This window comes from Saccharothrix sp. CB00851 (assembly GCF_001905065.1).
In the GTDB taxonomy this organism is placed as follows: domain Bacteria; phylum Actinomycetota; class Actinomycetes; order Mycobacteriales; family Pseudonocardiaceae; genus Actinosynnema.
Window position 1 is genome coordinate 193,751 of record NZ_LWLC01000045.1, and the last position, 11,853, is coordinate 205,603.

Consider the following 11,853-nt stretch of genomic DNA (forward strand, 5'->3'; position numbering starts at 1 on the left):
TGCACATCCGATGAATTGGGGGCAACCGTGGCAGAGCGCTTACCCGATCGGGTGATCAATGCGTCTCACGATCACGGAGCGTGGGGGCGACCCGATCACTCGGGCCGCGCCCCGCGACCGCGGCGCCGACGCCGTTCGTCAAGACCACCCTCACGGGGCGGTGGTGGTCGACGTGGTGGTGGAGGTCGGGCTCTCCTTCTTGCACTCCAGCTTCTCCACCAGGTCCGCCAGGTCCGGGTGGTCGATGAGTTCCAGTTCCTCCAGGACCCTGCAGATCACCTTCGAAACCTCGTCCTGCTGCAACTGGGGTGGCGCGGGTTCCGGCGCGGCGGCGGAGACGGCGATGGTCGAGCCAGCGAACGTGGCCAGCCCCATGGTCGTACCGATCAGCGCGGCGGCGAGGCGCTGGTTCATTGCTCCTCCAGGTGGGTCGTTCGGACACCCGGAGAAGTTCCCCCTCTCGGCCGCACCCAGCCCGCGAACGGAGCAAGCCACCCGTCCGTGTGACCTACTTGAGCAACCGCGACATCCGCCGGTCGGCCAGCGGCTTGCCACCCGTCTGGCACGTCGGGCAGTACTGGAAAGCCTTGTCCGCGAACGAGACCTCGCGCACCGTGTCACCGCACACCGGGCAGGGCAGACCGGTCCGCGCGTGCACCCTCAGCCCCGACCGCTTCTCACCCTTCAGTGTCGCCGCGGACTGGCCGACGGAACGGGCCACGGCGTCCTTCAGCACGCCGATCAACGCCTCGTGCAGCCGGTCCAGCGCCTCCGCCGACAGCTTCCCCGCCGTCGCGTACGGCGACAGCCGGGCCGTGTGCATGATCTCGTCGGAGTACGCGTTGCCGACGCCCGCCAGCACCGTCTGATCGGTCAGCGCCGTCTTCAGCCGCTCGGTGCGACCGGCGAACAGGTCCTCGAGCTGGGTGCGCGTCACCGACAGCGCGTCCGGCCCCAGCCGCGCGATGCCCGGCACGTCCGCCGGGTCGTGCACGACCCACGCGGCCAGGCCCTTCTTCGTGCCGGCCTCGGTCAGGTCGAACCCGGGACCCTCCCCGGGCGGACCGAGGTGCACGCGCAGCGCCAGCGGGCCGCGACCGCGCTTGGGCGGTGCCGCCGAGAGGTGCTCCGACCAGCGCAGCCACCCGGCCCGCGCCAGGTGCACCACCAGGTGCACGCCGTCGCAGTCGAGGTCCAGGTGCTTGCCGAACCGGCCCGCGCCGGTCACCTCGCGTCCCTGGAGATCGGTCCACGGCGGCGTGAACGTCTTCAACACCTGCAACGACGCGACGTCCACCCGGTGCACGCGCCGTCCAACGGCGTGCTCGCGCAGGTGGTGGGCGAGCGCCTCGACCTCGGGCAGTTCCGGCACCTGCCCAGTGTCACCCGTGAACGGCGATCAGTCGACCGGTTGCAGCGGGCCGTCCAGGTCGGGCAGCGAGTACATCTCGATCTTGCGGGCCACGTTGGCGACCTCGTTGCGCACGGTCAGGAAGCCGCGCACCGAGCCGACCCACCGCTCCGGCGGCAGCTCCTCGGTCTTCTTCGACTCCGCCGCCACCAGCCACGGCCGCCGCACCGCCCAGCGGATCGGGAAGAACAGGAACACCAGGACCAGCGCCACGATCAGCCACGCGGGCACGACGACCTCCGGCGGCGTCCACGCCACCAGGATCACGCCCATCCCGATGACGATGGCGAGCATCAGCACGCCCGGGCCGTGGCCGCCGCTCACGTCGTGCTCGAAGTCGGCGTCGGTCGACGGGTTGCGCCACTCGATCTGGCTGCGCACCGTCCACATCCGGCCGTCAGCTCCGCGCACCAGCCGCGTCATCACCGTCTCCTCAAGACGTCGAGCGATCACTCAGCGTTTTCCACGCTACCGGCAAAGTCTTGCACCTCGTGGGTGAAACCCGCCCGTCACGCCGGTTGGAGGCGGCCCGGTGTCGGGTGCAGCGTCACGGTCGTCGGCGTGGTGGTGGGCTTGGACGACGAGGTCGACGTCGCGACCGTCCTGGGCGGCTCGGTGGTGGTGACCGCGGGCGTGGTCGTCGTGACCAGGAGCGCCGTGCCCGTGTCCGACGTGGTGACCGGTGCCGACGTCGTGGTCAGGTCCAGGACGCGCGCCACGGCGGGCGGGGTCGTGGTGGTCGGCTCCATCCGCGGCGGGACGGACGCGGACACCGTCGTCGTCGGCGCCGACCGGGTCGGCTGCGTGGTCTTCGGGTGGTGCGCGACGTGCCGCGCGTCGACCGGCGTCGGGGACGTCTCGCTGGTCGCCGTGCCGGTCACGGTCGTGGTCGCGTCGGTCGAGCACAGCGCCAGCACGTTGTCGCCGGGCGCGCCGTCCGGACCGGACTGCACCAGCGCCGGGCCGGGCGCGCCGGTGAACGTGCCCGCCACCACCCCGAACAGCCCCACGGCCGCCGCCGACGCGGTGGCCGCCAGCGCCAGCTTCACCCGCCCGGTGAGCCACGCGGCCTTGCCGAGCACCGCCGGACCGAGCAGCGCGGTCGCGGCCACCGGCACGGCGATGCTCGCCGCGTGCGCCCGCAACGTCGAGCACACCTCGACCAGCTCGGCGTGCAGCGCGTTGCAGGAGGAGCAGGTCTGCAGGTGCTTGCGGATGCGCTTGTGCTCGGTGCCCTGCGCGCCGCCCGCCGTGTAGGTGCCGAGCTTCGCGACCACCGAGCTGCAGGCCCGCGGCCCGGTGTCCGCGGCCAGGTGCGCCTGCAGGTACGCCGCCCGCAGCCCCTCGCGGGCGCGGCGGGCCAGCGCCGCCATCGCGTTCGGGCTCAGGCCGAAGTTGGGCGCGACCGCGGCCGGCCGCTCGCCCTCCACCTCGACCTGCCACAGCACCGTGCGCCACCGCTCGGGCAGGCTGGTGAACGCGCGGGAGATCAGCGTGTGCTCCGGCCGGTTCGCGGTGACGTCCGGGAACGGCTCGACCCGCTGGCTCAGCTCCTCGTCCTCCACCGGCACGTCCCGCCGCCGCCCGCTCCACTCCCACGCCACCCGGCGCGCGACGGTCAGCAGGTAGGTGCGGACGTGGTCGGTCGGGCCGTTGCCCCGGCGGATCGCCTGGAGCACGCGGAAGAACGCCTCCGCGGTCAGGTCGTCGGCCTCGGCGTGTTCACGCACGTGCCGGAGGGCGAACCGGCGGACGGCGTCGGCGTGCCGGGTGAACAGCTCGCCGAACGCGCCGTCGTCACCCGCCCTGACCCTGGCGAGCAGTTCCCGGTCGAAATCGGCATCTCCGGCCATCCCGCCCCGGCACCTCCCGCCCCGCCTGTGGTCCACTGGTCAAGATGCCACAGTCGGCTGGTTCCGACCCGAAGTGATAGCGACCCGATACCGAACACCCGCCGGACGACGTCGACCGTTCGGCCTAATCAGAGCACCTGTGCACCGCAACGACGGCGCTCGCGGTCGGTGACGGACCGGTCACGGGTCGGCGTCGGGTGGTGGCCGACCGCGCTGCGGGCGCGCCCGCGACGAGTAGGCTCCTGCCGCGTGGTCGATTGGCGCACAAGGGCTTCCGCCCTCCTCCCCGAGCTGAGCGCCGTTGTCGAGCGCGAGTCCTGGTCCTGCCACGTGTTCCTGTCCGAGTTGTGGCAACTGGCGCTGGAGGCGCACCGCGACGGCGACCGCGAGGTGCTCGGCCGCGTGTACGGCTTCGCGCACTGGTGCTTCCGCCAGCCCGAGCGGTTCCTGTCCGACGCGTCCGTGGTGAGCTTCTACGAGCACGTGTTCGACGAGTGGGAGCTGCGCGACGAGGTGGCGCCGTGGCTGCCCGCGGAGGTCGTGGACCGGGTCAGACCGCTGTGGGAGTGGCGCTGGCCGAAGGAGCGGTTGACCGAGGTGGACCGGCTGCTGGCCCAGTCGGGACCCCCCGGTCGAAACGCGGTTTGAGGGTGGTCTATAGTTGTCACCAACAGGCGGATGTAGCGCAGTTGGTAGCGCATCACCTTGCCAAGGTGAGGGTCGCGAGTTCGAGTCTCGTCATCCGCTCTTCGAAGGCCCCCGGTATCCCACCGGGGGCCTTTCGCATGCGGTTCGGGCACGCGTCGGCGATCACCATTAGGTTTGGCGTCGAAGGTTTCCTCGTCGAAGACGGAGTTGCAGACATGGCCACCACCCGCAAGGCGACCACGCACTGGGAAGGCAACCTGCTGGAGGGCAAGGGCAGCGTCGCGCTGGAGTCGTCGGGCATCGGCACGTACGACGTGAGCTGGCCGTCCCGCGCGGAAGCGGCGAACGGCAAGACCAGCCCGGAGGAGCTGATCGCGGCGGCGCACTCGTCCTGCTACTCGATGGCGCTGTCGCACGGCCTCGCGCAGGCGGGCACCCCGCCGCAGCAGGTCGACACCTCGGCCGAGGTGACGTTCCAGCCCGGCACCGGCATCACCGGCATCCACCTGACCGTCACCGCCGTCGTGCCGGGGCTCGACGCCGAGGGCTTCGCCGCGGCGGCCGAGAACGCGAAGCAGAACTGCCCGGTGAGCAAGGCGCTGACCGGCACCGAGATCACGCTGACCGCGAACCTCGCCTGACCGGAGCACCGGTGGTACCGGCCCGATACCCGAAGTGTCGGGCCGGTACCAGTTGTCCCGAAGGATTTGACCCGGACGGGTGAGGCCGGTAGTCGTTGAGGATGCTCACGGCGTTGGGTGGTTCCGGCCGGCTCGCCTTTGGCGCCTTGATCGGCGCGGCGGTGGCCGCCCTCATGGCGGCGCACGGGAGCATCACCAAGGCGCCGCGCGGCCTGGAGCCGACCGGCGGCGGCGGCGAGATCGTGGTCGTCAAGCGCAGCGAGCAGCCGAGCCGGACGATCACCGCGACCGCCACGACCCCGGCGAACACCAGGTCGTCCGGCACGACCACCACCACGACGATGTCCGGCACGAGCACGACGACGACCACCGCCACCGTCACCACCACGTCGAACGTGACGACGACCACCACCGCGCGGCCGACCACGACGACCACCCGGCGGCCCACCACGACGACGACCAGGACGACCACGACGACGACCCGCAGACCGTGCGGGCTCATCTTCTGCTGATCGCCCGCCACCGGACTACCGAGCGTGTTTTGGCAAGATCGAGGCGTGACGTCCAGCCAGGTGCCCACCCAGCCCCAGCGAACCAACGACACGCCCACGATCCGCATGCAGCCACTCGCCGCCGCGCAGGAACCCGCGTGGCCCACCGCCGAGCCGATGACCGCGACCAACCTCCCGCCGGTCGCGGCGGCCACCACGAAGTTCGAGCCGGTGACCCCCGCCTCGAACGGCACGCTGAACGGCCACGCCAACGGCACGCCGAACGGCACCGCCAACGGGTCCATCAACGGCACGCTCCCCGGCACGTCGAACGGGACCACCAACGGCTCTCCCGCCGCACCTCCCGCGTTCTCGCCCGCGGCTGGCTCCGCGGCCGCACCCTCCGCGTTCGCGCCCGCCCCCACCGCGCCCGCAGCCGCCCCCACTCCTGCCTTCCCCGCCGCCCCCACCGCAGCCGCTCCCGCTGCGGCCGTCCCCGCCGGAGCCGCGCCCACCGTGCCCGCCGCCGCAGCTGCCCCCGGAGTTGCGGAGTCCGGGGCGGAGCCTGCCGGGGCGCCCGCCGCCAAGCCGACGCCGCCGCCCACCCCGCGCAGCCGGTTGCGCCGCATCGCGCGCCGCATCGTCGGACCCACCCTGCTCACCAAGAAGGGCTGAGGCCCCCGCGCGCCACCCCGGCTACGCGCTCTGCGCCCGCGCGTAGAGGCCACCGGACCGGAGCAGTTCGTCGTGCGAGCCGAGCTCCGCGATCCGCCCGTCGTCCATCACCACGATGCGGTCGGCGTTGCGGATCGTGGACAGCCGGTGCGCCACCACGAACACCGTGCGGCCGTGCACCAGGCGGGCCAGCGCCTGCTGCACCAACGCCTCGGACTTGGTGTCCAGCGCGGAAGTCGCCTCGTCCAGCACCAGCACGCGCGGGTCGCGGATCAGCGCCCGGGCGATCGCCAGCCGCTGCTTCTGCCCGCCCGACAGCCGCGCGCCGCGCTCGCCGACCACGGTGTCCAGCCCGGTCGGCAGCCGGTCGATGAACTCCAGCGCGTTGGCGTCGGCCAGCGCCCGCCGCACCACGTCCTCGGACACGTCGTCCAGGCCGTAGGTGACGTTGTCCCGGATCGTGCCCTCGAACAGGATCGACTCCTGCGGCACCACCGACACGAACCGGCGGTAGCTGCGCAGGTCCAAGGTCTCCATGTCGACGCCGTCGAGCAGGATGCGCCCCTCGGTCGGCCGCAGGAACCCGATCACCAGGTTCACCACCGTCGACTTGCCCGCGCCGGACGCGCCGACCAGCGCGATCGTCTCCCCCGGCCGCACGTCGAGGCTGAAGTCGTCGACCGACTTCCGCCCGGAGTCGGGGTAGGCGAACCCGACGCCCTCGAACCGCACACCGCCGCGCACGACGTCGACCCGCGCCTTGCCCGCGTTGTGCTCCAGGTCCGGCGCTTCCAGCACCTCACCGAGCGAGCGCACCGACTCCAGCCCCTTGCTGATCAGCGGCGTCAGGCTCATCAACGTGGTCACCGCGCCGGTCAGCGAGGCGAAGTAAGCGCTGAGCATGACCACGTCGCCGGGCGTGACGGACAGCCAGCCGTGGTAGGCGGCCAGCGCCGAGCCCGCCAGGCAGCCGACGCCCAGGGCGTTGAGCAGGATCCACGCCAGCGCGCCGAAGCGGACGTTGAGGCCGTCCAGCTTCATGCCGGCGGCGAAGACCTGGCGCAGCGTGCCGTCCATCCGGTTGAGGGCGGTGCGCTCCAGGCCGTGCGCGCGGGTGATCGGGATCAGCGTGGTCATCTCGCCGACCCGGGACGACAGCTGCTCGACCTCCTGCCGGAACGACTCGTTGTACGCGCGCAGCCTGCCGCGCAGCCACATCACCAGCACCGCCGCCGCCGGCACGACGAGCAGGAACACCGGCAGGAACGCGGGCGCGCTCAACCCGATCACGACCAGCGCGCCGCTCAACGTCGCCAGCGCCGACAGCCCCTGGTCGCCGACCTGCTGGGTGGACGTCTCGATGCTCTCGACGTCGCGGATGACCTTGGTCTGCAGCACCCCCGCGCTGACCCGCGCGTGGTAGCCGATGGACAGCTGCTGCATGCGCCGGCTGAGCGCGGACCGCATCCGCAGCCCCATCCGGCGCGCGCTGCCGTACCACCAGCGCGTGTAGAGGACGGCGAACGGGTAGTTGAGCACGAGCATGACCAGCAGCAGTCCCGCGCCGAGCCAGATGCCGACGGCGGGCTTGCGCTCCACGACCACGTCGATCACGTGCGCGGTGATGACCGGCGTCAGCCAGGTGGGGCTGTGCTTGACGAAGAACGCCCCCGCGCCGAGCGCGAGCTTCGCGCGGTCCTCGCGGAAGAGGTAGAGCAGGGTGCGGACGGGGTGCTCGCCGCGGTAGCGGTGGTCTAGCGGACCGTGGGGCATGGTGCGGGGGCTCCTGCGGACGGCGGGGGTCACGGGACACCCACACCGCGCCGTGTGGGGGAGCGCTCTCACATCGTAGGTGCGACCCTCACCGATCCCGGGTCCCGCGCGGGCACCGGAGATCACCCACCCGGAGCACGAGCGTTAGGCGGGCCCGCTGAAGCCGGACCACGCCCTCATGCACCAGGATTGCATCACCCGGTGGAGTGAGCGAGGACGCGATGGACTGGCAGGACACGTTGAGACGCCTGGACGCCGACCTGGCGGCGGGCCGGATCTCGCCGGCCGAGCACACCAAGCGGCGGGACCAGGTGCTGGCCGAGGCGGCGTCCGGCCGACCCGCGCCGCACGACCCCGACTCGACCCAGGTGATCCGCGTCACGTCGCCCGCACCACCGGCGCCGTGGGCACCCGTGCCGCGCGGACCGTCGCTGGACGGCGCGGCGGTGTTCGCCACCGCGCGCAAGCCACGCCGGAAGGGCTCGGCCCTGGTGGTCCTGGCCGTGCTCGCCCTGGCCGCCGCGTCCATCTGGTGGTTCGCCATCGGGACCGGCACCACCGGGGACGCCGCGCCACCGCCCACCACGTCGACGTCGCAGTCCGCGCAACCCACCATCCCCGAGCTGCCCGGGACCAAGGGCGCGCACGGCCCGGTGCTCACCGTGGACGACGCCGTGCGGCTGAAGCTGATCGCCCTGGACGAGGCCGACGTCCTCAAGGGCAACGGTGTGACCGAGATCCTGTTCGCCAACGCCACCGCGGCCCGCACGTCCTACGCCGTCGTCGTGGCCCGGACGGGCTCGTCCGAGCAGGCCGAGAAGGTCGCCGAGGGCCTCACCGGGCACTTGGTCGCGGCCGGGTACACGAGGACTCCCGAGCAGTACCTGACGAAGGCGTTCCCGCAGAACACCGTCCTGCGCGTCGTCTACCGGTCCGGTGACGCGGTGGTCCGCGTCGGCGCGGCACAGGCAGGCGCCCAGGCGCCCACGGCGGACCTCGGCACCGTGCTGGAGAAGATCCGCGAGGCGTGGCCCGAGAACTAGGGCTGCGCGCGCGTGCCCACGGGCACCGGTTCGTCGGCCACGGGCGGCTCCTCGGGGCGCGGCGGACTCGGACGACGCCGCAGCAGCACCTTCCGCAGCTTCATCCCCGGCGACTCGACCAGGTGCCACGACAGCATCCCCAGCGCGAACGCGATGGGCACCGAGACCAGCGCCATGAGCCACTTCGACTCGACGCCCAGGTGCGCCACGAACTGCTCGGTCGGGAACCCGTACAGGTAAACACCGTAGCTCGACATCGTCACCGCGGACGGCAGCCACAGCCGCTGCGGCAGCAGCGTGCCGATCGCCAACACGACGTACGGCACCGTGACGAGCCGGGTGACCTCCGTCATGGCCGAGGCGTGCATCACGTACTCGATCGCGACGCACACCACCACGCCGAACCAGCTGTACCGGATCTTGTCGCGGTACAAGTAGGCCAACATGCCGACGCAGTACACCGCCAGGTACTGCACCAACGGCACCGTCGGCACCATCAGCAGCACCTTGGGCAGTACGAGCTGCTTGGTCAGCAGCCGCTGGAACACCACCGCGAGCGCGAACGCCGCAGCCAGCACCATCCACCGCCGCTTGACCGCGCCCAGCAGCCCGAACACCGCGATGAGCACGTAGCCGAGCACCTCGACCGGCAGGCTCCACAGCGAACCGTTGACCGCGTGCGGGTACGGGTTGTCGGCGAACACGCCCGGCAGCACGTACTGCTGCGGGAACACGCGGATGTTGTCGGTGATGAAGCTCCACGTGAGCGGGTGGCCGAAATACGCGCTGGTCGACAACGTGGTCAGCACCGGCCCGAGGACCAACGCGCTCAGGCACACCACGACCACGAGGCCGGGCATGATCCGCAACGCCCGCTTGACCGCGAACCGCCAGAGGTGCGGATCACGTTCCCAGCTGCGGATCACCAGGAACCCGCTCATCGCCATGAACGCGGACACCGTCACCGCGCCCAAATCGACACCGAATCGAGTCGGGAGAATGCTCCCACCGGACTTGGTCAGCGGCGCGGCGTGATCGATGATGACGAAGAAGGCGGCGAACAGCCGGACGGTGCCAAATCCGTCGACGGCCTTCTTGCGCCCGTTCGGCGCAGTCGGCCCGGAACGCCAACGCCCCCAGATGGACACCGCTACCTCCTCCGGCCGACCGGTGGTCGGCGGACCGTAGGATAAGCGAACCGCGAGGGTCGCCGGGTTTGTTCCGTGCGCAGGGGCGGAAATGATCTAGAGGGAGGACTGCGGTGACCTGGCAGGAGCAGCTCCGACAGCTCGACGAGGCGCTGGCCGCGGGCAAGATTTCCGCGGAGGACTACCGTCGTCAACGCGACGAGCTGTTGTCCACCGCGCAGAGCGGCGGCGCCCAGGCGCCTCAGACCGGGCCGAACTCGGGCCCGTTCCCGGAGCCGTTCCGGTGGAGCGCCCAGGCACCGTCGGCACCGCAGCAGCCCACCTCGGAGTCGACCCAGTTCCTCCGGCCTGCCACCCCGCCCGGTGAGGCGGATCGCACGCAGGTCGTGCCGAACGCCGGCCCGCCCGCGGACCGCACCCAGGTCGTGCCCAACGCCGGTCCGCCGGCCGACCGCACCCAGGTCGTCGGCCCGCAGCAGGGCCAACCGTGGCCGCCCGGTCCGCAGCAGGGCCAGCCGCAGGGTGGCTGGAACCAGGGCCCGGACAGCTACTCCCCGCCGTGGGGCGGTGACGCCGACTTCGGCGCGAACCAGTGGAGCGGCGGCTTCAGCGCCCAGGGCCCCGAGGTCTTCGACGAGTCCGGCAAGTCGGGCAAGGGCAAGATCATCGCGGTGGTCGCGGCCGTCGTCGTGCTGCTGGCCGCGGCGGGCGTGTACTTCTTCGTGATCAAGCCCGGTAGCGGTGGTGACCCGGTCGCGACCGACACGAGCACGGCCGCGCCGACCACCACGACGACGACCAAGAAGAAGCCGGACCCGTTCGGCTCGCTGATCGTGCCCGAGGGCCGCACGTCGGGCCCGAAGACCTACGACGCCGACCAGCTGGCGACGACCAAGCCGCTGCCCACCCCGGACCTGCTCGTGCTCAAGCAGGCGGGCACCACCGAGGCGCGCTCGGTGGTCGTGGTGGAGAACGAGGTCACGACCAGCATGTGGGCGTTCAAGTCGGCGGACCCGGCCGCGCTGCTCACCGCGCTGGAGACCGACCAGAAGCGCTTCGGCTTCGCCGAGGACCCCGCGATCGAGAGCTCCGTCCCGGTCTACAAGTCCACGCAGACCAGCGGCGCCAAGACCATCACCGTGTTCCGCTCGCACTACGCCACGGACACCGAGGTGATCCGGGTCGAGGTGTTCGCCGCGAACGAGGCCGACGCGAAGGCCCGGTTCGAGGCGGTGCTGACCGAGCAGCTCGACCACCAGGCGCCGCAGTGACCGTGCCCCGGACGATCCGCGTCGCGATCGTGCTGTACCGCAACCCGCTCGGCGAGATCTGGCGCTGCGTGCGCGCGATCAACCGCGCCGCGGAGCTGGCGATCGCCCGCACCGGGCTGGGCTCGGTGGCGATCGCGATCGGTGACTGCTCGGACCAGCCGCTCGTCAACGACGCCGAGGCGGACAACCTCCGGTCGAGCGTGGCCGAGGGCGTGACGCTGGACTACCGGTGGTTCGGCGCGAACCTCGGGCACAGCGCGGGCAGCAACGCGCTGGCCGAGGACGCGACCGAGGACGCCGTGCTGTTCCTGAACCCGGACAGCTACGTGGCGCCGACGCTGCTGCTGCACCTGCTGGACTCGTTCCGCGACCCCGGTGTCGCGGCGGTGGACGCCAGGCAGGTGCCGTGCGAGCACCCCAAGCACTTCGACCCGCGCACCGGTGACCAGAGCTGGGCCAGCGGTGCGTGCGTCCTCGTGCGCACGCCCGCGTTCCACGCCGTCGGCGGGTTCGACGCCGAGTGGTTCCCCTCCTACGTCAACGACGTGGACCTGAGCTGGCGCATCCGGCTGCGCGGTGACCGCGTGGTGCACCAGCCGCGGGCGGTCGTGTTCCACGACAAGCGCTTGGACGCCGACGCGCACGTGCGGACCACCGCGATCGAGCCCTACGCGGGCATCCTGGGCAGGCTGGTGCTGGCCACCAGGTACGGCAGGCCCGACATCGTGACCGAGACCATCGACGTGATGCGGGTGCACGGCAGCGACGAGCAGCGGCGGGCGCTGGAGGAGTTCGAACGCAGGCGCGCGGCCGACCGCCTGCCCGCCCCGGTGCCGGCCGACGGCGTGGCGGAGTTCATCGACGGCGAGTACGGCCGACGCCGATTCTGAGGAACCGAT

Annotated in this window: 12 protein-coding genes and 1 tRNA gene; 6 read left to right on the top strand and 7 right to left on the bottom strand. The window is 71.8% G+C overall.

What is annotated here, in order from left to right:
• Window positions 1-150: 150 nt before the first annotated feature.
• The 4 genes from A6A25_RS35160 to A6A25_RS35175 all read right to left on the bottom strand — a co-directional run bounded on the left by A6A25_RS35160 (window position 151) and on the right by A6A25_RS35175 (window position 3,264).
• Window positions 151-414 carry a hypothetical protein gene (locus tag A6A25_RS35160; RefSeq protein WP_073897650.1) on the bottom strand — a complete coding sequence of 88 codons (264 nt, stop codon included), beginning with the start codon at window positions 412-414 and terminating at the stop codon, window positions 151-153.
• A 94-nt stretch (window positions 415-508) separates the two neighbouring features.
• Window positions 509-1,372: an Fpg/Nei family DNA glycosylase gene (locus A6A25_RS35165; protein WP_073897653.1), complete on the bottom strand. Its 864-nt coding sequence runs from the start codon at window positions 1,370-1,372 to the stop codon at window positions 509-511.
• 27 nt (window positions 1,373-1,399) lie between these two features.
• On the bottom strand, window positions 1,400-1,834 hold the full coding sequence (locus tag A6A25_RS35170) for a DUF983 domain-containing protein (RefSeq protein WP_073897655.1): 435 nt from the start codon (window positions 1,832-1,834) through the stop codon (window positions 1,400-1,402).
• An 86-nt stretch (window positions 1,835-1,920) separates the two neighbouring features.
• The gene (locus A6A25_RS35175) at window positions 1,921-3,264 is read right to left on the bottom strand and encodes a sigma-70 family RNA polymerase sigma factor (RefSeq protein ID WP_073897658.1); all 1,344 of its coding nucleotides are present in this window, start codon (window positions 3,262-3,264) and stop codon (window positions 1,921-1,923) included.
• Between the two features lie 249 nt (window positions 3,265-3,513).
• Here A6A25_RS35175 and A6A25_RS35180 point away from each other — a divergent pair, with 249 nt between their 5' ends.
• The 3 genes from A6A25_RS35180 (at window position 3,514) to A6A25_RS35190 (ending at window position 4,553) form a co-directional block, all read left to right on the top strand.
• The gene (locus tag A6A25_RS35180) at window positions 3,514-3,912 is read left to right on the top strand and encodes a DUF7674 family protein (RefSeq protein ID WP_073897661.1); all 399 of its coding nucleotides are present in this window, start codon (window positions 3,514-3,516) and stop codon (window positions 3,910-3,912) included.
• A 26-nt stretch (window positions 3,913-3,938) separates the two neighbouring features.
• Window positions 3,939-4,011 (top strand) — tRNA-Gly (locus tag A6A25_RS35185).
• Window positions 4,012-4,127: 116 nt separating this feature from the next.
• The gene (locus A6A25_RS35190) at window positions 4,128-4,553 is read left to right on the top strand and encodes an OsmC family protein (protein ID WP_073897663.1); all 426 of its coding nucleotides are present in this window, start codon (window positions 4,128-4,130) and stop codon (window positions 4,551-4,553) included.
• Here A6A25_RS35190 and A6A25_RS44380 read toward each other — a convergent pair.
• Both A6A25_RS44380 and A6A25_RS35200 read right to left on the bottom strand, forming a co-directional pair.
• Window positions 4,528-5,706, bottom strand: a complete 1,179-nt coding sequence (locus A6A25_RS44380) for a hypothetical protein (RefSeq protein WP_158073873.1) — start codon at window positions 5,704-5,706, stop codon at window positions 4,528-4,530. The genes A6A25_RS35190 and A6A25_RS44380 overlap by 26 nt on opposite strands.
• Before the next feature lie 34 nt (window positions 5,707-5,740).
• Entirely contained in the window at window positions 5,741-7,492 is a 1,752-nt protein-coding gene (locus tag A6A25_RS35200) for an ABC transporter ATP-binding protein (protein ID WP_073897669.1), read from the bottom strand.
• A gap of 206 nt (window positions 7,493-7,698) precedes the next feature.
• Between A6A25_RS35200 and A6A25_RS35205 the strand changes: the two genes are divergently transcribed.
• Window positions 7,699-8,535 carry a hypothetical protein gene (locus A6A25_RS35205; protein ID WP_073897670.1) on the top strand — a complete coding sequence of 279 codons (837 nt, stop codon included), beginning with the start codon at window positions 7,699-7,701 and terminating at the stop codon, window positions 8,533-8,535.
• Here the strand turns inward: A6A25_RS35205 and A6A25_RS35210 are convergent.
• Complete coding sequence (locus A6A25_RS35210) at window positions 8,532-9,683, bottom strand: acyltransferase family protein (protein WP_073897671.1); 1,152 nt, start codon at window positions 9,681-9,683, stop codon at window positions 8,532-8,534. The genes A6A25_RS35205 and A6A25_RS35210 overlap by 4 nt on opposite strands.
• A 113-nt stretch (window positions 9,684-9,796) precedes the next feature.
• On the opposite strand from A6A25_RS35210, the gene A6A25_RS44385 reads away from it, so the two are divergent.
• Together A6A25_RS44385 and A6A25_RS35220 are read left to right on the top strand one after the other, a co-directional pair.
• Complete coding sequence (locus tag A6A25_RS44385; protein ID WP_073897672.1) at window positions 9,797-10,954, top strand: SHOCT domain-containing protein; 1,158 nt, start codon at window positions 9,797-9,799, stop codon at window positions 10,952-10,954.
• Window positions 10,951-11,844 (top strand): glycosyltransferase, encoded by an 894-nt coding sequence (locus A6A25_RS35220; RefSeq protein ID WP_083668917.1) that lies wholly within the window; start codon window positions 10,951-10,953, stop codon window positions 11,842-11,844. The genes A6A25_RS44385 and A6A25_RS35220 overlap by 4 nt, the downstream gene beginning before the upstream one ends.
• Window positions 11,845-11,853: the final 9 nt, after the last annotated feature.